Consider the following 21,656-nt stretch of genomic DNA (forward strand, 5'->3'; position numbering starts at 1 on the left):
GAATGGCCGCCTTCGACGCGACCGTCGTCATCACGACGAAGGACCGCCGCGACGAGCTCCGCCGTGCTCTCGAGAGCGCGGTCGCCCAACGCGGAGCGGCGGTCGAGGTGCTCGTCGTCGACGACGGCTCCTCCGACGGCACCGCTGCGATGGTCGCGGAGGAGTTCCCGCGCGTGCGCCTGGTCTCGCACGGCGCCAGCCGCGGCCTCATCGGCCGGCGCAACGAGGCCACGGCGCTCGCTCGTGGCGCGATCGTCGTGCACGTCGACGACGACGCCGTCTTGTCCTCCGAGGACACCGTCCGCGTGACGGTGGCGGAGTTCGACGACCCGCAGGTCGGCGCCGTCGCGATCCCGTACGTCGACGTGCTCCACGGGCCACGGGTCCACCAGCGGGCGCCCGCGCCCGGGGTCTGGGCCGTCGACACGTTTCGCGGGACGGCCCACGCGCTGCGGCGGGACGTCTTCCTGCGCCTCGGCGGGTTCCGCGAGGACCTCGAGAGCCACGTCGAGGAGCCCGAGTATTGCCTGCGCCTGCTCGACGCGGGCTTCGTCGTCCGGCTGGGCAGCGCCACGCCGATCCGGCACTACGACAGCCCGCGACGATCGCCCGCGCGCAACCAGCACCGGATCTGGCGCAACAACCTCGTGCGGGCCTGGAGCCTCGTGCCGCTCCCGTGGCTCCCCGGGCGCGTCGCGAAGATCGTGGTGGCCGGTCTCCTCGCGGGTCGTCGCGAGGGACAGCTGCGCGCGACCGTCACCGGCCTGGCCAGCGGCCTGGGCCGCGCGCCGTCCGAGCTGCTCCGGCACCGCCACCCCGTCGAGCGACGGACCTATCGGGTCGAGCGCCGGCTGCGGTACGGCGGCCCGATCCGGCTCTCGGAGATCCGGGCCGAGCTGCCGCCGCCCGCACCGGCCACCCACCCGGAGGAACCATGACCCGTCGTCCGCGCGTCGTCGTCCTGCGGGGCCACCAGGCGAACCCCTGGGAGCTCCGCCCCTGGACCCTGCTGGAGGAGGAGTTCGACGTCGTCGTGCCGCGCCCGCTGCGGGGCGATGGATTCGACACCACGACTCTGCCGCTGCGACGCGTCCCGGTGCGGACCGTCCGCGACCTGCTGCCCGCCGGCCGCGTCGGCGACCTGCTGACCCGGGTCCCGGGCGACCGGTACCTCGGGCTCGCGGACGCGCTGCAGGGCGCCGACATCGTCCACGCCCAGGAGCTGGGCTACTGGTACACCGCACAGGCTGCTCGGTTGCGGCCGCGGATGGGGTTCCGGCTCGTCGCGAACGTCTGGGAGACGCTGCCGTTCGCCGAGGCGTACCGGAACGTCCGCACGCGGCCGTACCGCGAGCGGGTGCTGCGCGAGACGGACCTCTTCCTCCCCGCCACGGAGCGTGCCCGCGAGTCGCTCCTCGTCGAGGGCGCGGACCCCGGGCGGATGCGCGTCTGCGAGCCGGGCATCGACGTCGGGCGGTTCCGTCCGGTCGGCCCCACCGCCGCAGACGTCGTCGTGGTGTCGGCCGGCCGACTCGTGTGGGAGAAGGGCCACCAGGACCTGCTCCGGGCGATCGCGCTGCTGCGTCGCCGCGGCGACGCCACGCTGCCCCGGGCGGTGCTCGTTGGCCGCGGGCCCGAGGAGCAGCGGCTGCGCGCGTACGCCGACGAGCTCGGCATCGGCGACCTCGTCGAGCTGCGGTCGTTCGTCCCGTACGACGAGATGCCCGCGCTGTACGCGAGCGCCTCCGCGCTGTGGCTCGGGTCGATGCCGATCTGGTCGTGGGAGGAGCAGTTCGGCATGGTCCTCGCCGAGGCGCACGCCTCCGGGCTGCCCATCATCACGACGACCTCCGGAGCGATTCCCGAGGTCGCCGGGCCGCAGGCCTCGTACGTCGCCCCCGGTGACTGGGTCGGGCTCGCCGAGCGGCTCCGGGAGCTGACCGGCCCGCGCGAGCCCCACCGGATCCGCGACCCGGAGCGCGTCCAGCGGTTCTCGACCGAGGCCGCCGCCGAGCGCCTCGCCTCGGCGTACCGGTCGCTGCTCAGCGGGTCGCGCTGAGCGTCCGCCGGAACACGGCGAGCGTCTCATCGGCCGTGCGGCGCCAGGTCAGCTCACCGACGCGCCGGCCCCCGCGCTCGCGCAGCGCGGCGGCCTCGCGGTCGTCCTCCAGCACACGGCGCAGGGCGACCGCCGCCGCGACGTGGTCGGTGGCCGGGACGACCGCGGCCGCGCCGCCCGCGGCCTCGACGAGCGCCGGCGTGTCGGACACGACGGCCGGGATGCCTCGCTGCATCGCCTCGATCGCCGGCAGGCCGAAGCCCTCCAGCAGCGACAGCTGCGCCGCGACCGACGCGACGGCGTAGAGCCCCTCCAGGTCGGCGTCGGACACCCAGGCCGGCAGGCGCACGCGCTCGCGCACGCCGAGCTCTCCTGCGAGGTCGAGCAGGTGATCGCCGTGCCCGTAGTCCGCGCCGGGCGCGACGAGCAGCACGTCGTCGTCCAGCCGCGCGAGCGCCCGGATCACCGTCTCCAGGTTCTTGTGCGGTCGCTTCTGGCCGACGCTCAGGACGACGCGCGCGTCGCCGAGGTCGAACCGGCGACGGATCTCGGACGGCGAGGTCGGGAGAATGCGCGACGACGTCCCGGCGCCGTTCAACACGACATGGAGCTTGTGGTGCGGCACACGGACGAGGCGGTGGATCTCGTCGGCCGCCGCGTGCGAAACCGCGAGGACGGTCCTCGCGCGGCGCGCGGCGTCGATCGTGAGCGCCCACCAGACGGCCGCGGAGCCACGGCCGAAGCCGCTGAGCGCCGGATGCTCGATCCACATGACGTCGTGGATCGTCGACACTGCCGGGGTACGGCCAGTCCACGGGACGAACGTCGCGGGACCGTGCACCAGATCGCACCGGCGCCGCTCGGCGAGGTCCCCGAGCGCCAGCAGCTGCGCCGGGTAGAGCTCCTGCGGGCGGTTGCTGCGCACGCGCAACCGGGTCAGCCGGGCGCGGTCGGCGCCGGCGAGCTCGCGCACCCACTCGGGCGCATCGGCGGGAGCGAACAGCTCGAGCTCGACCCCCGGGTCGACGGAGAGCATCTCCGCGTAGAGCTCGCGCGCATACCGTCCGACGCCGCCGGCGGCCGGGCCGAGGGCGAGGAGGTTGGCGGCGATCCTCATCGCGCCGTCGCCGCTCGCTCGAGCATCGCGAGCGTCGCCGCCGCCGTCGCGTCCCACGTGAGCGCCGCCGCCCGCTCCGCGCCCCGTCGGCGCAGGTCGGACGCCAGGTCCGGCTCCGCGAGGACCCTCGCGAGCGCGGCGCCGATCGCGGTGACCGATCGCGGGTCCACGGTCAGCGCCGCGTCGCCGGCGACCTCGGGGAGACTCGAGACGTCCGACGTGATCACCGGTGTCCCGACCGCCATCGCCTCGAGCACCGGCAGGCCGAACCCCTCGTGGAACGACGCGTAGACGAACGCGTCCGCCCCGGCGTACACCGCTGGGAGGTCCGCGTCGTCGACGTAGCCGGCGACGTGCACGAGCTCTCCGGCGTCGCGGATCGCGGCGTCGAGCTCGTCGTCGGCCCATCCCCGGTGCCCGACGAGCACGAGCCGGCGACCGGCCCGGACCTCGTCGCCGAGACCGCGGAACGCCGCGATCGTCCGGACGAGGTTCTTCCGCGGCTCGCGCGTGCCGACGCTCAGGACGTACCCGTCCGGCAGGCCGAGGCGCTCGGCGCAGTCCGGCCGCGCGGCGGCCCGCGACCGCAGATCCTGGTCGACGCCCAGCAAGGTGACCTCCGCCCGCCCCGCCGCGGAGGGGAAGCGGTTCAGGAGCTCTTGGCGCGTGGCGTCGGAGATGCAGGCGAACGTCGTGCGCCGCCGGCGGAGCGCCAGCGGCAGCGTCGCCCGCTCCGCCAGCGCGCCCCGCGGCGGCCGGGTCTCCGGGTCGAACGCCACGAGGTCGAACACGGTGGCCACCGTCGGCACGGGGCTCGCCGCCGCCAGCAGGTAGGACGCGGACGACAGCAGCGCGTCGCCGGCCGCCCCCGAGCGCGCGGCCCGAAGCGCCCACCACGGGTCCGGTCCCGGCACGGTGCGCCACGTGAAGCGCGGGTCGGCGGGCCGGTCGCGCCACGGCGCGCGCCCGACGAGGAGGTAGTCGTGGTCGTCGTCGCGCCGCGCCAGCCCGTTGAGCAGCTCGCGCATGTAGCGGCCGCGGCCGGCGGGCACCTCGGCGGCGACTCGCGCGTCCAGGACGAACCTCACGCGGCGCAGCGTAGTGACGCCGGCACCGCCAGCACTACGACGCGCGTCGTTCCCTAGGCTCTCCGCCATGTCGAAGCGCGCCCTCGTCACCGGGATCACGGGTCAGGACGGTTCCTACCTCGCCGAGCTGCTGCTCGAGAAGGGGTATGAGGTCCACGGCATGGTCCGCCGTGCGTCGACGGAGAAGTTCGACCGGATCGAGCACCTGCGGGACACGATCACCCTGCACCAGGGGGACCTGCTGGACCAGCGCTCGCTCGTCGACACGCTGCGCGCGTCGAAGCCCGACGAGATCTACAACCTCGCCGCGATGAGCTTCGTCGGCCTCTCCTGGCAGCAGCCGACCCTGACGGCCGACTTCACCGGGGTCGGCGTCACCCGCATCCTCGAGGCGATGCGCGAGGTCGCACCGGAGGCCCGCTTCTACCAGGCGTCCTCGTCGGAGATGTTCGGCAAGGTGCGCGAGGTGCCGCAGAACGAGGACACGCCGCTCTACCCGCGCTCGCCGTACGGCGTCGCCAAGGTCTACGGCCACTTCATCACGGTGAACTACCGCGAGTCCTACGACCTGCACGCGACGAGCGGCATCCTCTTCAACCACGAGTCGCCGCGCCGCGGCCTCGAGTTCGTCACGCGCAAGGTGACCTGGCACGCGGCGGCGATCAAGCACGGCCTGCGCGACAAGCTCGCCCTCGGCAACCTCGACGCCAAGCGCGACTGGGGCTACGCGAAGGACTACGTCGAGGCGATGTGGCTCATGCTGCAGCAGGACGACGCCGACGACTTCGTCATCGCGACCGGCGAGACCCACACGGTGCGCGAGTGCGTGCAGGTGGCCTTCGACGAGGCCGGCCTGGGCGACTGGGAGCAGTACGTCGAGATCGATCCGCAGTTCGTCCGCCCCGCCGAGGTCGACCTGCTGATCGGCGACCCGACGAAGGCGAAGGAGAAGCTCGGCTGGACGCCCGCGACGAGCTTCGAGGAGCTCATCCGCCTCATGGTCCGCGCGGACCTGGAGCTCCTCTCGAAGTAGCGGTCTCGCACGCCGCGGCGCGCGGGACGGTCAGCGGCGCCTGTAGCGCTGGACGAGGAACGCGCCGTGCCGGCGGTCCAGGCGCGTCGCGACGCGAGAGCACCGGCGACCCAGCGGGTAGTAGCCCGCCGTCACGTCGACTTCGTTTCGCAACCCGTGATGCTCGGCAAGCTCTCGAAGCGCTCGGTTCGTGAAGATCCGACGGTGCATCGGGTAGCTCGATCCCGGGGCGTGGTCGTCGACGTTCAGCGGGTTGCCGACAATCACCTCATCGGAGACGTGGTTCGGCATCGGCTGCCAGCCGAGCACTAGCGACGCGACGTTGTGCCAGCTCGCAAGGTTGTTCGTCGAGAGCACGACGTAGCCGCCGGGCGCGAGCACGCGACGGATCTCGCGCAGGAACAGGTCGGTGTCCCAGAGGTGCTCGATCACCTGGTTGCTGATGAGCCCATCGACGCTGCCGTCCTCGAAGGGCAGACGCTGCCCGAGGTCTGTCTCACGGACCTCGATGCCGCGCTCAGCGGCGGCCGCCACATAGGCGGGATCGGTCTCGATCCCGACGGTGCGGCCGGCGCCGGCGCGCCGCGCCGCCTCGACGGTGAAGGCGCCGTCCCCGCAACCGAGGTCCACCAAGAGCCCGCCCCGCACCGACTCGACGTGCTCGAGGATCGTCTCGTTGTTCACCTCCGCCGCCGTGGCGTACAGCTTGCGGATGCGGTCCATGGCTGGCACGGGACGAGCGTATCGACGCTTCGTCACGATGGAGCCGTGCGGATCTGCGTCGTCTACGACTGCCTCTTCCCCTGGACCGTCGGGGGTGCCGAGCGCTGGTACCGGAACCTCGCCGAGCGGCTCGCGGCGGAGGGGCACGAGGTCACCTACCTGACCCTCACGCAGTGGGACGAGGGAGATGCTCCGCGGATCTCCGGAGTCGACGTCATCGCGGTCGGACCGCGCTTGGACCTCTACGTCGGCGACCGGCGGAAGATCGGTCCTCCGCTGCGGTTCGGACTCGGTGTCGGGTTGCACCTCCTGCGTCGTGGTCGCCGGTACGACGTCGTGCACACCGCCTCGTTTCCCTACTTCTCCCTCCTGGCCGCCGCTGTGACTCGTCCGCTCGGACGTTTCCGCATCAGCTGCGACTGGCACGAGGTATGGAGCCGCGAGTACTGGCTGGGCTACCTCGGCGGCCTCGGAGGACGCGTGGGCTGGGCGGTGCAGCGGTTGTGCGCCGCGGTCCCTCAACGTGCGTACACGTTCAGTCGGCTCTACGAGCGACGTCTTCGCGAGGTTGGCCTGCGGGGTGAGATCACGGTGCTCACCGGCGAGTACGCGGGGTCCCTCGAGACACCGGCGGCGACGCCTCCGGCGGATCCGCCGACGGTCGTGTACGCCGGGCGGATGATCCCCGAGAAGCGGGTCCCGCTCGTGGTCGACGCGATCGCTGCGGCGCGGGAGCGGGTGCCGGGCCTGCGCGGACGGATCTTCGGGGCCGGGCCGGAGCACGAGCTCGTGCGGGCGCGGATCGCCGAGCTGGGGCTCGAGGACGTCGTCGAGGCGCCCGGGTTCGTCGACGCGGCGGAGGTCGACGCGGCGATGCGTGGCGCGCTCTGCGTCGTGCAGCCCTCGTCGCGCGAGGGCTACGGGATGGTCGTCGTCGAGGCGTCCGCCCACGGCGTGCCGGCGATCGTCGTGGACGGGGAGGACAACGCCGCCGTCGAGCTCGTCGACGCCGGCCGCAACGGCTACGTCGCCGCCGCGGCGACGGGCGCGTCGATCGCCGACGCGATCGTGCGCTGCCACGAGGACGGCGAGACCCTGCGGGCCGGCACGCGTGCGTGGTTCGCCGAGAACGCGGACCGGCTCTCGCTGGCCGGGTCGCTGCGCACCGTCGCCGCGGCGTACGCGGCCCCGGCGGGGCGGCGCCGCCGGCGTCGAGCGGCGTAGCCCCGAGGGCTCAGCCGCGGTCGAGCGCGCGGTGGTACGCGTCGGCCGTCTGCGCCGCGGTGCGCTCCCACGAGAACGTCGCCGCCCGCGCCCGGCCCCGCCGCGCGAGGTCCTCGCGCAGCGCCGGCTCGTCGAGCAGACGTGCGATCGCGTCGCGGACGGCGCGGCCGTCGGCGGGGTCGAAGGTCAGCGCCGCGTCGCCGGCGATCTCCGGCAGCGACGCCCGGTCGCTGCACGCGCCCGGCACCCCACGGGCCATCGCCTCGAGCACCGGCAGGCCGAAGCCCTCGTAGAAGGACGGGAACACGTGCGCGACGGCGATCCGCCACAGTCCCTCGACGTCGGCGGAGGACAGCCAGCCGGGGAACCGCACGTCCTCGGCCACGTGCCGGGCCGCGGCGCGGCGACGCAGCACCGCCTCGTGCTCGGTCGCGTACCCGGGGACGACGAGCAGCGGCCGGCGATCCGGCGCGAGCGCGGCGAGCGCGTCGATCAGGCCCTCGACGTTCTTGTGCGGGCGCTTGGCCGCCATGCTCAGCAGCACCTGGCGGTCTCCCAGGCCGAGCCGGGCGCGCAGGTCCGGCTCGGGAGTCGGCGACACCTGCAGAACGACGGCGGCCTCCGGCACTACATCGAGCCTCGCAGGCTCCAGCTTTAGGATCCGTACGAGGTCTTTAGCAGTCGCCTCTGACACCGCGATAACCCTCCGCGACGCGCGCACGGCGGCCGGGACGAGGACCCGCATGCCGAGCCCGCGCAGGCCGAAGTGCGCCTCCGGCGCCACGGCGTAGTGCAGGTCGTGGACGGTCGTCACGCGCGGCGGGCCGCCCGCCCAGCGCCCGGGGCCGGTCGAGGCGAGGGAGTGCACGAGGACGGCCCCCGCCTGCTCGGCGAGCCGGGGCACGTGGCGCTGCTCCCCCCAGACCCACTGGCGCCGGTCGCGCGCGTCGACGTCCGCCACGAGCGACGGCACGGTGCCGTCGCTCCACGGCGCCCCCGCGTCCTGCGCCGCCACCCGGTTGACGATCGCGACCGGCTCGATGCCGTCGATCGCCGCCAGCCGCGGCAGCAGCTCGCGGGCGTAGACCTCCATCCCGCCGGTCTCGCCGGGGGTCAGGTACACGAGGTTCAGGGCGACGCGCAACGACCCGGGCACGGCTCGGGATCGTCGCAGGAACGCCGCCGGCGGCGACGCCCAGCGCTCGCCGCGCCAGGCCGCCGCGCCGCGGCAGGCCCCGGGACGCGCTGCGGCCCCGCAGGCCGCAGGCCGCGTCCCGCGCGACGCCGAAGCCGGGCCGGCGCACCCCCGGCCCGGGTCAGCTCGCGGCGTCGAGCAGCGCGAGGTCCGCCCGGACCATCTCGGCCACGAGCTCCTCGAAGGTCACGCGCGGCCGCCAGCCCAGGACCTCGCGGGCTCGCGACGGGTCGCCGACCGGCGGCCACTGCTCCGGCGGGCGCACGAAGCGCGGGTCGACGCGCACCCGGTCGCGGGTGCTGCCGTCGGCGGCGGCCACGTGGCGGTCGACGCCGGCCGCCGCGAACGCCGCGTCGACGAGGTCGCCGACCGTTCGCGGCTCGCCCGAGGCCAGGACGTAGTCGCCGGGCTCGTCGTGCCGCAGGGCGAGGACCATGCCGTCGACGACGTCCGCGGCGTGCGACCAGTCGCGCACCGCCCGCTGATCGCCGAGGGTCAGCTCGTCCTCGAGGCCACGCGCGATCCGCGCGACCCCGCGGCTGACCTTCCGCGGCAGGAACCGCTCGGGCCGCCGCGGCGACTCGTGGTTGAAGGTGATCGCCGAGACGAAGAAGCGATCGTGGTGGGAGCGGAGCGTGCCGACGAGCCCGTGGGCGGCGAGCTTCGCCACGCCGTACGGGCTGCGCGGGCGCATCGGGGCGCCCTCGGCCTGCGGCGAGACGCCCGCGTCGCCGAAGATCTCGCTCGACGTCACGACGAGCACCCGCGTGCCGTCGCGCTCGAGCGCCGCGCCGAGGATCGTGCCGGTCGCGCCGGCGATCGCCTCGACGACGGAGCGCGGATCGCGCCACGAGTCGGGCACGAAGGTCGGGGCGGCGAGGTGGTAGATCTCGTCGGGCTGCGCCTCGTCCACCGCGCGGCGCAGCGCGTCGGCGTCCCCGAGCTCGGCCTCCAGCAGCGCGACGCGCCCCGCGAGCTGCGCCAGCCCCCCCCGCTCGAGCGCGCCGTCGGCGCGACGGACGGTGCCCACGACCTCGGTGCCGTCGGCCAGCAGCCGTTCCGCGAGGTACCCGCCGTCCTGGCCGGTGATCCCGGTGATGAGCGCTCGTCGGGTCACGCCCGGCCACCGGTGCTCGCCATCGGCCGCAGGCTATCGAGGCACGCCGCCCCGTCGTCCCGGGGCGCGGCGGCCGCCGACGACCGCGCCGATCGGGCGGGCGCGCGCGCCGGACGACCGTCCCGGCCGCCCGTCGCCGCCGCTCGACGCCCGATAGGGTCGTCCTGCACCCCCGCCACCAGACGAGCGTCAACGCGCCACGTGCCCGCGATGCTCGCAACTTCCGGCGTTTCCCCGGGTTGAGATCGGGGAACGCGCCCACGACCGCTCCCCCCGCGGCCCGCTCGGACGGATCCCCTATGCACCACGACGGCCCCACGGTCACCAACGCGAACGTGCTCAGCGCGCTCGCAACGCCTCCGCCCCAGGTCGAGGTGCTCGGCGTCCCCCTGGCGCTCACGACGTACGAGCGCACGCTCTCGTGGATCGACGCGATGGTCGCCTCGCGCCGTCAGGGCTACGTCTGCGTCGCGGCGACCCACACCGTCATGGTCTGCCAGGAGGACGAGGAGACGCGCGCCGCGGTCCTCGGCAGCTCGCTGACCGTCCCCGACGGGCAGCCCCTCGTCTGGGCGCTGAACCTGCTCGGGCACGAGCAGCCGAGCCGCGTCTACGGCCCGGACCTCATGGCGAAGCACTGCGAGCGCGCCGCCCAGAACGGCACCCGCGTGTACCTCTACGGCGGTCGCGACCGCCTGGCGCTGGACCGCCTCGCCCGTCGCCTCCGGGACCGCTTCCCGGGCCTGCGGATCGTCGGCGGCTGGTCGCCGCCGTACCGCGAGCTGACCGACGAGGAGCAGCAGGGCGTCGTCGACGACATCAACGGCTCCGGTGCGGACGTCGTGTGGGTCGGCATCGGCGTGCCGAAGCAGGAGAAGTGGATGGCCGCGATGCGCTCGCGGCTGGACGCCCCGGTGCTGCTCGGCGTCGGCGCGGCGTTCGACTTCCACGCCGGCCTCGTGCCGCAGGCGCCGCGCTGGATCCAGTCGATGGGCCTGGAGTGGGCGTTCCGCCTGTCGCAGGAGCCGCGCCGGCTCTGGCGGCGCTACGCCCGCTACAACCCGCTCTTCGTCGCCCGCTTCAGCCTGCAGCTGCTGCGCCAGCGCCTCTCGGGCCAGCCGACGGCACCGGTCCTGCGCAGCGGTCCGCCCGCTCGCCGGCAACGCCAGGGCGCGCTGCGGCGGCGGTCGGCGCCCGCCGCCGGGCGCTGAGCGTGGCCGCGTCGGCCGGTGGTCCCGCGTCGCCGGACCTCGCCGCTCCCCGCGCCGTCGGGTCGCCGGGCCGATCATCTAGCCTCCCTGACGTGGATCTCGACGTCGCCGTCGTCGGTCTGGGCCGCGTAGGCCTGCCGCTCGCCCTCGCCTTCGCCGACCGTGGCCTGCGCACGATCGGGATCGACGTCGACGCCTCGCGGACGGACGCCGTCGCCGCCGGGCGCATGCCGTTCTTCGAGCCGGGCGCCGACGAGGTGCTCGCCCGCGTCCAGGGCCGCGCCGACGCGACGCTCGAGGTCTCGCGCGACGTCGCCCAGGCCGCGCGCGCCAAGCACGTCGTGCTGACCCTCGGGACCCCGTCGTTCAGCCACATCGAGATCGACGTCTCGCAGATCCGCAGCGTCCTGGACGACCTGCTCCCGCACCTGCGCGAGGGCCACTGCCTCGTGCTGCGCTCGACGATCGCCCCCGGCACGACGGAGTTCGTCGCCGGCTACCTCGAGCTGCACCGCGGGCTCGTCGTGGGCCGCGACGTCTTCGTCGCCCACGTCCCCGAGCGGATCGCGGCCTCGCGGTTCTTCGACGAGATCTCGACCCTGCCCTGCATCGTCGGGGGCGTCGGCGAGCGCTCGGGCGAAGAGGCCGCGTCCGTCTTCGCCGCGCTCGGCGCGCCGATCGTGCAGACCACCCCGGTCGAGGCCGAGCTGGCGAAGATCTGGACGAACATCCTCCGCTACACGCTCTTCGCGCTCCCGAACCGGCTGATGATGGAGTGCGAGCAGTACGGCGCGAACGTCTTCGAGGTCATCGACCTCATCAACCGGGACTACCCCCGGGGTGGCATGAAGCTGCCGGGGATGACCGCCGGCACCTGCCTGCGCAAGGACTTCACCTTCAGCGAGGAGCGCTCGCCCGCCCCGGGCATGCTGCTCGCCGTCAGTCGCGTCAACGAGTCCGTGCCGCTGTTCCTCGTCGACGGGCTGAAGCGGCGCCTGCCGGGCGAGACGCTGCGGGCCCGCAAGGTCGCCGTGCTCGGGCTGGCGTTCAAGTCCGACACCGACGACGAGCGCGACTCGCTGAGCTTCAAGCTCATCCGGCTGCTCGAGCGGGAGCTCGCGCTCGTGGCCGCCCACGACCCGCTCAGCCCGTCGTCGACGCTGACGCTCGAGGAGGCGGTCTCCGGGGCGGACGCCGTCGTGCTGGCGACGAACCACAGCGACTGGCAGGACGCGGCGACGCTCGAGCGGATCGCCGCGCTCGCCGCCCCGGGCGCGGTGCTCGCCGACCCGTGGGACTGCTTCGGTCAGCGCGCCGTCTTCGGCCCGGCGTCCGAGCTCGCCGCCGACGTGGCCGACCGCGACGGGCACGTCGCGGCGCAGCCGCTCGCCTGAGGCAGCCGGCCGCCCGGCGCCCTGCGACGATGGGCGCGTGCCACCGCTCCCCGGTCGTCCCGTCGACGCCGTCACCGCCGACCGCCTGAACGCCGCGCGCTGGGACGCGCTCGCCGACGTGCACGCCGCCGGGACGGGGCGCTTCTACGACACGGACGCGCTGGTGCGGGGCGAGAGCCCGCTCTGGGACTGCGAGCGCGCCGCCCTGGCCCGCGTCCTCCCCGACGGGGTCGCCGGGATCGACCTGCTGCACCTGCAGTGCCACCTCGCCGGCGACGCGATCCACTTCGCCCGCGAGGGCGCCCGCGTCACGGCGCTGGACCGCTCGCAGCGGGCGCTCGCGCACGCCGCTCGCCGCGCCGCCGCGTGCGGCGTGGACGTCCGGTTCGTGGCCGCCGACGCCGCGGCGCCGCCTGCCGAGCTCGACGCGTCGTTCGACCTCGTGTGGGCCACCATCGGCATCACGGGGTGGGCCACCGACCTGCGCGCCTGGTTCGCCGCCGTCGCGCGGATGCTGCGGCCCGGCGGCCGACTCGTCCTGATCGACGTGCACCCGGTCTACGGCATGCTCGGCGGTCTCGATCCGCTGCTCCTGGACTTCCCCCACGGCGGCGGGACCGTCCTGGCCTTCGACGAGCCGGGCAGCTACGACGACCCGGACGCCGACGTGGCGGCCACGGACGCGGCGTGCGTGGCGTGGAGCGTCGGCGAGCACGTCGAGGCCGCGATCGCCGCAGGCCTCGTCGTCGAGCACCTCGCCGAGGACACCGAGACCGAGCACGACCCGCGCGGCCTGCTGGAGCCGGAGGCCGACGGCCGCTGCCGCGCCCGCCTGCACCCCGGCGCCCCGCCGCTGCCGCTGCTCATGACGCTGCTCGCGCGGCGGCCGGCCGCCTGAGCGGGACCGCCCGCTAGCCTGCGGCGCGATGCCCCGCGTTCTCGTCACCGGCGGTGCCGGCACCATCGGTGCGGCCGTCGTCCGCCGTCTCCTCGCCGACCCGCGCTTCGAGGTCCGCGTCTCGGACCAGCGCGAGGCGCCGGACTGGATGCGCGAGGGGTGCGAGATCCACCAGGGCGACCTGCGCGATCGCGACGAGGCCCGGCGCGCCACGAAGGGCTGCAGCCACGTGATCCACCTCGCGGCGATCGTCGGCGGGATCGGCAACTTCCACAAGCTGCCGTACACGCTGACCGACATGAACTCGTCGCTCTACAACAGCGTCATGGGCGCGGCGATCGCCTCCGACGACCTCGAGCGCTTCACGTACGTCTCCAGCTCGATGGTGTTCGAGAACGCCACGACCTTCCCGACGGAGGAGGCACACGTCGACAAGGTGCCGACGCCGACCTCCGCCTACGGCTTCTCGAAGCTCACGGGCGAGATCCAGGTGAAGGCCGCCCACGACGAGCACGGCCTGCCGTACACGATCTGCCGCCCGTTCAACGCCTACGGCCCGGGGGAGATGCCCGAGGACGAGCCCGGGATCGCCCACATGGTCCCCGACGTCATCAAGAAGGTCCTCGCCCTGCCCCAGGGCGCCCCGCTGCCGATCTTCGGCACCGGCGAGCAGACCCGGACGCTCACCCACGTCGACGACATCGCCGACGGCATCGTCACCGCGACCGGCCACGAGGCGGGCGTCAACGAGGACTTCAACGTCTCCGCCGGGGACGAGCGCACGATCGCCGAGGTCTGCCGCGTCATCTGGGAGCAGTGCGGGCGCACCGACGAGCTGACCTTCGAGCACCTGCCGACGTTCCAGGTCGACGTGCAGCGCCGCTGGCCGAGCGTCGAGAAGGCCAAGCGCCTGCTCGACTGGGAGGCGCGGATCCCGCTGGATCGCGGCATCGCCGACACCGTGCGGTGGCTGCGCGCCGTCGCCTGATCCCGCTCAGGGGCAGCGCGGGACGTCGGCGTTCATCCGCGCGAGCGTCCCGCGCAGGTGCGACGAGCGCGAGGTGAGGAAGAGGTCGGGCTGGTCGGCCGGCATCCGACGGACCGCGACGAACGCGAGGTACGGCGCCCCGCTGTAGGGGACGCCCGCGGGGCAGGCCCGAGCCCGCGCCACCTCGCGGTCGACCTCCTGGCCGGACAGCGCCCGGTTCCAGGCGACCGCCGACAGCGGTCGCAGGAAGACGACGGGATCGTCGGGGCGGGCGAGGAGGGCGGCGGACTGCACGAGCGGGAAGGCCGCCAGCACGACGAGCACGGCTCGCGCCCCGGGCGCCGGCCACGCGCGCCACGCGAGCGCGAGGCCCAGGAGGGCGACCGGCAGGAGGGCCGCCTCGATCGGCACCAGGACGTTCAGGGCCGTGCCGTCCTTCAGCATCGTCCCGGTCGTCAGGAGCATCGCGGCGGCGAGCGCCGCGCTCGCGCGCAGCTGCGCGGGGTCCCGCCGCAGGACCCCGCCGGCCGCGGCTCCGTCGGCGCCCGCGCCCCGGGCGCGCCACCAGAGGACGGCGAGCGCCGCCGCGCCGGCGAGCGGGCCCGCGAGGTTCCATCCGGCCTGCACGAGGACCTCGGCGAGGTAGCGCACGGAGCGCGTCGCGCTGTCGCTCTGCGCCACGACCGCGTCGTCCCACAGCCCGCCGCCGAAGATCGCCGTCCAGAGCCCTGCCTGCAGGATCAGGGCGCCGACGAGCCACGCCGCCAGCCGGCGGCGCTCGACGGCGACGAGCGTCAGGGCGAGCGCCGGCAGCAGGAACGTCACCTTCGTGAAGACCGCGAGCGACAGCAGCAGCGCGGCCCACGGCGCGCCGCCCCGGCGGGCCACGAGCAGCGACGCCCCGAGCAGCAGCGGCAGCCCGACCGTCTCGGGCGTCAGGGCGCCGTGCTCGTGCACCGCCCACGGCAGCAGGAGCGTCAGCGCCGGGGCGGCCGCGACCGACGCGCGCGGGGCCCCGAGCCGGCGCAGCGCGACGGCGGCCAGGACCCCGCCGCCGAGCTGGAGGGCCGCCACGGCGAGCCGCAGCCACTCGATCGTGTCCGAGACGGCGAGGATGCCCGCGCCGACGACGAAGAGCACCGGGGGCTGCGCCGCGACGACCTCGCCGTAGACCGGCTGTCCGTCGAGGAGCAGTCGGGCGGTCAGCGCGTAGACGCCCTCGCTGAAGTTCCAGTGCGCCCCGTCCTGCAGGAGGCGCACGACGACGAGCGCGACGAGCCCGAGGAGCGCCCCCGCGACGAGGGGCGGGAGGCGGGCCGGCCGGGGCACGGGCGGCAGCCTAGCCCGCGCGGCGGGCGGCGTCCTGCGCCGCCTCGCGCTCGGCCGCGCCCGGCGCGGTCCACGCCGTCCACGCGCCGCGGACCATCTGCTCGAGGTCGCGGCCCGGCTTCCAGCCGAAGTCCCGCTCGATCCGGGTCGCGTCGCCGACGACGCGCGCGGGGTCGCCGGGCCGCCGCGCCACCACGTCGTAGCCGAGGTCCTCCCGCTCGACGACCGCGAGGATCGTCTCGACGATGCCGCGCACCGACACGCCCTCGCCCCGACCGACGTTGTACGCCGGCGCGAGCTCGCGGCCCTCCTCGAGCAGCAGCGCCGCGCGGACGTGGGCCTCGGCGAGGTCGACGACGTCGACGTAGTCGCGGATGCACGACCCGTCCTCGGTCGGGTAGTCGTCGCCGAAGACCTTCGGCCGGCGGTCCGCCGACAGCGCCCGGAACACGAGCGGGAAGAGGTTGTACGGCGAGTGGTCGACGAGCGAGACGCCGTCGGCGGTCGCGGGGCCGGAGCCGACGACGTTGAAGTACCGCAGCGAGGTGTGGCGCAGCGACGGCCGGGCCCGCGCCTGGTCGCGGATGAGCCACTCGCCGATGAGCTTCGACTCGCCGTACGGGCTCTCGGGCCGCTGCGCGCCGTCCTCGTCGACGATCTCGCCCTCGATCGTGCCGTAGGTCGCCGAGCTCGACGAGAACACGAGCCGGTCGATCCCGCGCTGCGCGAGCTGCTCGAGCAGGACGCGGGTCCCCTCGACGTTCGCGCGGTAGAAGTCCAGCGGGACGTTCACCGACTCGCCCGCGTACTTCAGGCCCGCGAGGTGCACCACGCCCTCGACCGGCTGCGCGTCGAGCGCGGCGGCGACGGCGGCCTCGTCCTCGACCCGCCCCTCGTGCAGCGTCACGCTCCCCGGGACGAACTCCCGGAACCCCGACGACAGGTCGTCGAGCACGACGACCTCCCGCCCCTGGGCCAGGAACGCCTGGACGATGTGCGAGCCGATGTAGCCCGCACCGCCGGTCAAGAGCCACGCCATGCGACGGCAGTGTAGGGCGCCGCGGCCGACGCTCCGGCGAACGGGCGGGCACTCGCCGGCCCGACCGGCTCCTGGCGAGCGCCGGCGACGAGGTGCCCCGGCGGCGGGGCGGGGAGCCGCTCAGTCCGCGGTCGCCGCGCCGTAGGCGTCCGCGAGCCGCCCGACGACCGCCGCCGGATCCGTGAGCCGCGCGGCCGCGTCGCGCTGACGCGCCCCGACGGCGGCGTCGCCGGCCACGCGCAGCCAGGCGGCGGCCAGCGCCCCGGGGTCGCCCGGCGCCACCCGGGCGTCGTCGGGGACGAGCTCGCGCAGCGCCCCCACGTCGCTGGCGACGACCGGCAGCCCGCGCAGCATCGACTCCGCCGCGGCGAGGCCGAACGTCTCGTGGGCCAGCGACGGGACGAGCTCCACCGCGGCGGACGACCGCAGCGCGTCGAGCGCCGGTCGCGGCAGCCGGCCGACGAAGCGGACGCCGGGCAGGTCGGCCGCGGCGGCGCGCAGCGCCTCCTCCTGGGGGCCGCCGTTGGCCACGACGAGCGGCCGACCGGTGATCCGCGCCGCCGCGATCGCCACGTCGGTGCCCTTCTCCGGCGCCAGGCGACCGGCGACGATCGCCGCGCCCTCGGGGTCGGGCGCGATCGGCGCGCCGGGGACGACGGGGTGCGGGACGACGTGCCAGCGACCGTCCACGACGATCCCGAGCGCGCGCAGGCGGTCGCGCGCGGCGACGCTCGGCACGACGATCGCGTCGGCGGCGGCGAGCAGCGCTCGCTGCTGGCGCACGAGGCCGCCCGCGTACGCGAGCGCCTCGACCCGCCCGCCGCGGCAGACGTGGCGCACCCCCGGCCGGACGTCGCGCCCGTGGCAGGACGTGCAGTCGCGGCCGTCGCGCACGCAGGTCCCGATGGCGCACACGAGCCGGTAGTTGTGCAGCTGCAGGACCACGCGCGCCCCGGCCGCGCGGGCGGCGCGCAGCGCCCGCACGCCGAACGTCGGATGCACGTTGTGCGCGTGGACGATCCGCGCGCCGGTCCGCCGCACCGCCGCGGCGACCTCGTCGGGATCCAGCCCACCGCGCAGCAGGCCCAGCGCGGCCCGCGACGACGGGACGGCGGCGGAGTCGCGCTCGAGCAGCGCCGTGCCCTCGCCGAGCCGCTCCTCGGTCAGCGCGCGCAGGGCCGCGACGGCCGCCTCCTCGCCGCCGAGCGTCCGGTACCGGTGGTGGAGGTGGAGGATCACCGGCGGTAGAGCGACGAGATCAGCTGGTCCTTGCGCGGCCCGACGACGCGCCAGCGCGCGCGGAACGCGTCGCGGTCGAGGACCGCGTAGCTGCCGGCGTAGTGGTCGGCGCGGCACGGGTGGTCGACCGCGCAGCCGCCGTCGCGAAGGTCGAGCGGATGGAACGGCCGGCCGTCCTCGAAGCGGACCTCCCAGCGACCGACCGCACGCGATGGCGGCGCCCCCGCCGGGCTCGGCCGGCCCACGTCCTCGTCGGCGGGCACGATCCACAGCCGTCGCGTCGCCGCCGTCTCGAGGTCGCCGATCCGCAGCGTGCCGCGCTCGAGCCACTCGAGCCGCGCGCCCCGGGGGCGGAACGTCGCGGTGCCGCGCAGCGTGCCTCGCCGGCCGGCGAGGCGGTCGTCGATCTCGCGCTCGATCGTCCACGCCCCGAGGAGGAAGGCGGGCAGGTCGGGAACCGCGAGCAGGCCGTGGGCGGCGTCCATGGCGCCGTCCAGCGTACGCCGCCCCGTCGCGGGCCCCGGCTCGCGTGGCGGATCCGCCTCGCCCGTCGAGGACGATCCGCCACGCGACCGCACGGCGGTCCGGTCCGGGGCGCCCATCGCCGTCAGATCCGTCGCGTGACGTTGCGGAAGAGCCAGTCGCACGCGGCGCCCCGCAGCGGCGGGACGTGCTTGGCCCGGAAGCGCGCCAGCGACGCGTCGAGGTGCTCGTCCCGCCGCGCCACGACGCCGCCGACGTGGCCCGCCGAGACGGTCGGGTCGTAGACGATCCGACCGCCGCGCCCGCGCAGCCGCAGGCAGAGGTCCTCCTCCTCCTTGTAGAGGAAGAACCCCTCGTCGAAGCCGCCGACCGCGTCGAACGCCGACCGGCGAAGGAGCAGGAACGCGCCGGAGACCCACGCCGCCGGGACGGGCCGGGAGCGCGTCCGCCAGTGGCTGTGCCCGGCGCCGCGCGCGACGGCGGCGCGCACGCCGCGCAGCTCGCCGTGGTCCCACCGCTGCGGCGCGCCGTCCTCCGTCCGCAGCAGCGGCCCGACGGCCACCACGCGCGGGTCGGCGCCGTGGCGCAGCAGCCCGCGCAGGACGCCGGGTCGCGGGATCGTCACGTCGGGGTTCACGCAGCAGAGCCACGGCGACCGGGCGGCGGCCGCCAGGCGGTTGTGCCCGCCGCCGAAGCCGAGGTTCCGCGCGCCGACGAGCAGCTCGACGCGGTCGCCGCGTGCCGCGACGAGGTCGGAGAGGTCGTCGCCGGAGCCGTTCTCCAGCACGAGCACCCGGTGCGGGATCCCCACGTCGTCGAGGTCCGCCAGGACGCCGTCGAGGCACGGACCGAGGACGTCCCGCGTCCGGAAGTTCACGATCTGGACGACGAGCTCGGGATCCATCGGGTCAGCGGGAGCGCCGCCGGTCACCGGTGGTCCACGACGGAGGCCACGCGACGCCGTAGAGTCCGGCGCGTTGCAGCCTACCCCGCCCGTGCGTCGATCCCCCGCCATCGAGGGCGCCGGCCCGAAGGTCTGCGTCGTCGCGGAGTTCTACCCGCGGGCCGAGGACCCGGTCCTCGGGATCTGGGCGCACCGCCAGGCGGTCGCCGCCCGCGACGCCGGCGCCGAGGTCCAGGTGCTCGTCCTCTACCGCCCCGTCCCGCCCCGGGCCACGCGCCTGCGGGACGTGCCGCGGACCCTGCGCACGATGCTCGCGCAGCCGGCCGAGGCCCGGATCGACGGCATCCCGGTGCGCTACGTGCGGTTCCTCGCGCCGCCGCGCGACCGCAGCTACGGGCGCTGGGGCGCGTCGGCGGCGCGACCGCTGGCCCGCGCGCTGCGGCGCCTGCGCCGGCGCTTCCCCTACGAGGTCGTCCACGCCCACAACGCGGTCCCGGCCGGCGACGCGCTGCGACGCGCCGAGGGCCGGCGCGGCGTCCCGCGCGTGCCGCTCGCCGTCTCCGTCCACGGCGGCGACGTCCTCTACACCGCGCGCCGCTCGGCCGAGGGCGAGCGGGCCGTGCGCGCGACGTTCGCCCGTGCCGAGCTCGTCCTGGCCAACAGCGCCGGCACCGCGGAGCGCTGCGCGGCGCTCGGCGCCGAGCGCACCCGGGTCGTGCGCCTCGGCACCGACCTGCCGGACGCCGACGCGCTCGACGCGTGGCGCGAGGGGCGCTCCTGGGAGCCGCCGGCGGCCTCGACCGACCGGCGCGCCCCGGCGCGGGCGCCCGGGCGCTGGGGCAGCGGACCGCTGCGGGCCACGACGATCGCCGCCGCCGCGCCGGAGCCGGTGCTCGTGACCGTCGCCCACCTCGTGGCCCGCAAGCGCCACGCCGACGTCATCCGGGCGCTCGCGTGGCTGGGCGACCGCCACCCCGGGGTCCGCTACCGGATCATCGGCGACGGCCCCGAGCGCGAGCGGCTCGCGGCCCTGGCCACCGAGCTCGACGTCGACGACCGCGTGGAGCTCGTCGGGCAGCTGCCGCACGCCGAGGCGCTCGCGGCCGCGCGGCGCGCCGACGTGTTCGTCATGCCGTCCGTCGACGAGGCGTTCGGCGTGGCGTACGTCGAGGCGATGGCCGCCGGGATGCCGGCGGTCGCGGCGCTCGGCGAGCCCGGCCCGCAGGAGATCGCCGCGGCCGGCGACGGGCTCGTGCTCGTGCCGCCCGGCGACGTCGCCGCGCTCGCCGAGGCGCTCGACGACCTGCTCGCCGACCCCGCCCACCGCCGCGCGCTCGGGGCGCAGGCCCAGCGGACCGTGGCCGGGGGCTTCACGTGGGAGCGCTGCGGGCGCCAGACCGCCCGGATCTACCGGGAGCTCGCGGAGCGCCCCGCCACCGATCGAGGATGATGCGCGGCGTGGGTACGCGCCCGATCCTCATCGTCACCCCGCGGATCCCCGCCGAGCGCGTCGGCGCGCTGCAGGCGCTGGCCGAGCGCGCGCCGGTCGAGGTCGCGACGTTCGGCGGCCGCGACCATCACTTCGCCGGCGCGGCCCCGGACGCGGGCGTCCCGGAGCACCGCGTCCCCGAGCACCGGATCGCCCGCGTCGTGCGCCGGGGCGACTGGCGCGCGGTCGTCGTCGGGACCGCCGGGCGGATCGCGCTGCCGACCGCCTGGCGGGCGACGCGCCGCGCGCGCCGGCCGTTCGTGCTCTGGAGCGCGCTGTGGCACGAGCCCGGCACCCCGGCGTTCCTCCTCGCCCGGCCGCTGCTGCGGCGGATCGTGCGCGACGCCGATGCCGTGGCGGCCTACGGCTCGCACGTCGCCGCCCACGTCTCGGGACTCGGCGCTCGTCGCGTGCTCGTCGCCCCGCAGGCCGTCGACCCCGCCACGTGGGTCGTGCCCGCACCGGCGCCGCGCCCGGCCGACGACCCGTTCCGGGTCCTCTACGTCGGACGCGACGCGCCGGGCAAGGGCGTCGAGAGCCTGCTCGTCGCCTGGCGCCAGGCGAAGCTCCACGAGGCGATCGGCGCCGAGCTCGTGCTGCTCGGCCCGCAGCCGGCCGCCGACGCCGGGCTGCCGGGAGCGCGCGCGCTCGGGTCGGTGCCGCCCGACGAGGTCCGCGGCTGGCTGGACCGCAGCGACGTCCTGTGCGTGCCGTCCGAGCGCACGCCCGGATTCGTCGAGCCGTGGGGCCTCGTCTGCAACGAGGCGATGCACCGCGGCGTGCCGGTGCTCGCCACGGACGCCGTCGGCGCCGCCGCCGGCGGGCTCGTGCGGGACGGGCGCAACGGACGGATCGTCCCGGCCGGCCAGCCGATCGAGCTCGCCCGCGCGCTCACCGCGCTGGCGGTCGACCCGCCGGCCGCGCGGGCGCTCGGGGAGGCCGGGCGCCGCGACGTCGGGGCGTTCTCGTTCGCCGCCTGGGCCTCGGGGATGCTCGCCGCCGTCGAGGCGGCCGAGGCACGCTGAGCCGCGGGGCGCGTACGGCGTCCCTGGGCGCGCGCGTGCGCAACTTCCCGCCTCGGCGACGGTTGCTAGCGTTGACGGCCAGCGTTCGTCGCCGCCGCGCT

20 protein-coding genes are annotated in these 21,656 nt (G+C 75.8%); 10 read left to right on the forward strand and 10 right to left on the reverse strand.

Annotated features, from left to right (window positions below; genetic code table 11):
• The first annotated feature begins 2 nt into the window (after positions 1-2).
• Together SK069_RS08715 and SK069_RS08720 are read left to right on the forward strand one after the other, a co-directional pair.
• Positions 3-938, forward strand: a complete 936-nt coding sequence (locus SK069_RS08715; protein WP_319953824.1) for a glycosyltransferase family 2 protein — start codon at positions 3-5, stop codon at positions 936-938.
• The gene (locus SK069_RS08720) at positions 935-2,059 is read left to right on the forward strand and encodes a glycosyltransferase family 4 protein (RefSeq protein WP_319953825.1); all 1,125 of its coding nucleotides are present in this window, start codon (positions 935-937) and stop codon (positions 2,057-2,059) included. Before SK069_RS08715 ends, SK069_RS08720 begins: the two co-directional genes overlap by 4 nt.
• On the opposite strand, the gene SK069_RS08725 is transcribed toward SK069_RS08720, so the two are convergent.
• Together SK069_RS08725 and SK069_RS08730 are read right to left on the reverse strand one after the other, a co-directional pair.
• The gene (locus SK069_RS08725) at positions 2,043-3,176 is read right to left on the reverse strand and encodes a glycosyltransferase family 4 protein (protein WP_319953826.1); all 1,134 of its coding nucleotides are present in this window, start codon (positions 3,174-3,176) and stop codon (positions 2,043-2,045) included. The two genes, SK069_RS08720 and SK069_RS08725, sit on opposite strands and share 17 nt — an antisense overlap.
• A complete protein-coding gene (locus SK069_RS08730; protein WP_319953827.1) occupies positions 3,173-4,264 on the reverse strand; it encodes a glycosyltransferase family 4 protein in 1,092 nt (363 codons plus the stop codon). The genes SK069_RS08725 and SK069_RS08730 overlap by 4 nt, the downstream gene beginning before the upstream one ends.
• Before the next feature lie 67 nt (positions 4,265-4,331).
• Between SK069_RS08730 and gmd the strand changes: the two genes are divergently transcribed.
• Positions 4,332-5,297, forward strand: coding sequence for a GDP-mannose 4,6-dehydratase (gene gmd / locus SK069_RS08735; RefSeq protein ID WP_319953828.1), 966 nt, complete (start codon positions 4,332-4,334; stop codon positions 5,295-5,297).
• Between the two features lie 30 nt (positions 5,298-5,327).
• Here gmd and SK069_RS08740 read toward each other — a convergent pair whose 3' ends face one another.
• Positions 5,328-6,020, reverse strand: a complete 693-nt coding sequence (locus tag SK069_RS08740; RefSeq protein WP_319953978.1) for a class I SAM-dependent methyltransferase — start codon at positions 6,018-6,020, stop codon at positions 5,328-5,330.
• Positions 6,021-6,065: 45 nt separating this feature from the next.
• Here SK069_RS08740 and SK069_RS08745 point away from each other — a divergent pair, with 45 nt between their 5' ends.
• Positions 6,066-7,244 (forward strand): glycosyltransferase family 4 protein, encoded by a 1,179-nt coding sequence (locus SK069_RS08745; protein ID WP_319953829.1) that lies wholly within the window; start codon positions 6,066-6,068, stop codon positions 7,242-7,244.
• Between the two features lie 10 nt (positions 7,245-7,254).
• Here SK069_RS08745 and SK069_RS08750 read toward each other — a convergent pair whose 3' ends face one another.
• Both SK069_RS08750 and SK069_RS08755 read right to left on the reverse strand, forming a co-directional pair.
• On the reverse strand, positions 7,255-8,400 hold the full coding sequence (locus SK069_RS08750; RefSeq protein ID WP_319953830.1) for a glycosyltransferase family 4 protein: 1,146 nt from the start codon (positions 8,398-8,400) through the stop codon (positions 7,255-7,257).
• A 160-nt stretch (positions 8,401-8,560) separates the two neighbouring features.
• Entirely contained in the window at positions 8,561-9,556 is a 996-nt protein-coding gene (locus SK069_RS08755; protein ID WP_319953831.1) for a GDP-mannose 4,6-dehydratase, read from the reverse strand.
• 299 nt (positions 9,557-9,855) lie between these two features.
• On the opposite strand from SK069_RS08755, the gene SK069_RS08760 reads away from it, so the two are divergent.
• From SK069_RS08760 to SK069_RS08775, 4 genes are all read left to right on the forward strand, one after another.
• Positions 9,856-10,767 (forward strand): WecB/TagA/CpsF family glycosyltransferase, encoded by a 912-nt coding sequence (locus tag SK069_RS08760; RefSeq protein WP_319953832.1) that lies wholly within the window; start codon positions 9,856-9,858, stop codon positions 10,765-10,767.
• Between the two features lie 92 nt (positions 10,768-10,859).
• On the forward strand, positions 10,860-12,161 hold the full coding sequence (locus SK069_RS08765; protein WP_319953833.1) for a nucleotide sugar dehydrogenase: 1,302 nt from the start codon (positions 10,860-10,862) through the stop codon (positions 12,159-12,161).
• A gap of 37 nt (positions 12,162-12,198) precedes the next feature.
• The gene (locus SK069_RS08770) at positions 12,199-13,059 is read left to right on the forward strand and encodes a class I SAM-dependent methyltransferase (protein WP_319953834.1); all 861 of its coding nucleotides are present in this window, start codon (positions 12,199-12,201) and stop codon (positions 13,057-13,059) included.
• Positions 13,060-13,087: 28 nt separating this feature from the next.
• On the forward strand, positions 13,088-14,047 hold the full coding sequence (locus tag SK069_RS08775; RefSeq protein ID WP_319953835.1) for an NAD-dependent epimerase/dehydratase family protein: 960 nt from the start codon (positions 13,088-13,090) through the stop codon (positions 14,045-14,047).
• A 6-nt stretch (positions 14,048-14,053) separates the two neighbouring features.
• Here the strand turns inward: SK069_RS08775 and SK069_RS08780 are convergent, their stop codons facing one another.
• The 5 genes from SK069_RS08780 to SK069_RS08800 all read right to left on the reverse strand — a co-directional run bounded on the left by SK069_RS08780 (position 14,054) and on the right by SK069_RS08800 (position 19,041).
• Positions 14,054-15,376 carry a hypothetical protein gene (locus tag SK069_RS08780; RefSeq protein WP_319953836.1) on the reverse strand — a complete coding sequence of 441 codons (1,323 nt, stop codon included), beginning with the start codon at positions 15,374-15,376 and terminating at the stop codon, positions 14,054-14,056.
• Between the two features lie 10 nt (positions 15,377-15,386).
• A complete protein-coding gene (galE, locus tag SK069_RS08785; protein WP_319953837.1) occupies positions 15,387-16,415 on the reverse strand; it encodes a UDP-glucose 4-epimerase GalE in 1,029 nt (342 codons plus the stop codon).
• A gap of 120 nt (positions 16,416-16,535) precedes the next feature.
• The gene (locus SK069_RS08790) at positions 16,536-17,654 is read right to left on the reverse strand and encodes a glycosyltransferase family 4 protein (RefSeq protein ID WP_319953838.1); all 1,119 of its coding nucleotides are present in this window, start codon (positions 17,652-17,654) and stop codon (positions 16,536-16,538) included.
• Positions 17,651-18,139, reverse strand: a complete 489-nt coding sequence (locus SK069_RS08795; RefSeq protein ID WP_319953839.1) for a DUF6314 family protein — start codon at positions 18,137-18,139, stop codon at positions 17,651-17,653. Before SK069_RS08795 ends, SK069_RS08790 begins: the two co-directional genes overlap by 4 nt.
• A 122-nt stretch (positions 18,140-18,261) precedes the next feature.
• Entirely contained in the window at positions 18,262-19,041 is a 780-nt protein-coding gene (locus SK069_RS08800; RefSeq protein WP_319953840.1) for a glycosyltransferase family 2 protein, read from the reverse strand.
• Between the two features lie 91 nt (positions 19,042-19,132).
• Between SK069_RS08800 and SK069_RS08805 the strand changes: the two genes are divergently transcribed.
• Positions 19,133-20,491, forward strand: coding sequence for a glycosyltransferase (locus SK069_RS08805; RefSeq protein ID WP_319953841.1), 1,359 nt, complete (start codon positions 19,133-19,135; stop codon positions 20,489-20,491).
• An 8-nt stretch (positions 20,492-20,499) separates the two neighbouring features.
• The gene (locus SK069_RS08810) at positions 20,500-21,555 is read left to right on the forward strand and encodes a glycosyltransferase family 4 protein (protein WP_319953842.1); all 1,056 of its coding nucleotides are present in this window, start codon (positions 20,500-20,502) and stop codon (positions 21,553-21,555) included.
• The last annotated feature ends 101 nt before the right edge of the window (positions 21,556-21,656 follow it).

The sequence above is a fragment of the Patulibacter brassicae genome, assembly GCF_033949425.1.
In the GTDB taxonomy this organism is placed as follows: domain Bacteria; phylum Actinomycetota; class Thermoleophilia; order Solirubrobacterales; family Solirubrobacteraceae; genus Patulibacter; species Patulibacter brassicae.

Coding starts and splice junctions, on each gene's coding strand:
- SK069_RS08715 (WP_319953824.1), top strand. CDS start 3: ATGGCCGCCTTCGACGCGACCGTCGTCATCACGACGAAGGACCGCCGC.
- SK069_RS08720 (WP_319953825.1), top strand. CDS start 935: ATGACCCGTCGTCCGCGCGTCGTCGTCCTGCGGGGCCACCAGGCGAAC.
- SK069_RS08725 (WP_319953826.1), bottom strand. CDS start 3,176: ATGAGGATCGCCGCCAACCTCCTCGCCCTCGGCCCGGCCGCCGGCGGC.
- gmd (WP_319953828.1), top strand. CDS start 4,332: ATGTCGAAGCGCGCCCTCGTCACCGGGATCACGGGTCAGGACGGTTCC.
- SK069_RS08740 (WP_319953978.1), bottom strand. CDS start 6,020: ATGGACCGCATCCGCAAGCTGTACGCCACGGCGGCGGAGGTGAACAAC.
- SK069_RS08760 (WP_319953832.1), top strand. CDS start 9,856: ATGCACCACGACGGCCCCACGGTCACCAACGCGAACGTGCTCAGCGCG.
- SK069_RS08775 (WP_319953835.1), top strand. CDS start 13,088: ATGCCCCGCGTTCTCGTCACCGGCGGTGCCGGCACCATCGGTGCGGCC.
- galE (WP_319953837.1), bottom strand. CDS start 16,415: ATGGCGTGGCTCTTGACCGGCGGTGCGGGCTACATCGGCTCGCACATC.
- SK069_RS08795 (WP_319953839.1), bottom strand. CDS start 18,139: ATGGACGCCGCCCACGGCCTGCTCGCGGTTCCCGACCTGCCCGCCTTC.
- SK069_RS08800 (WP_319953840.1), bottom strand. CDS start 19,041: ATGGATCCCGAGCTCGTCGTCCAGATCGTGAACTTCCGGACGCGGGAC.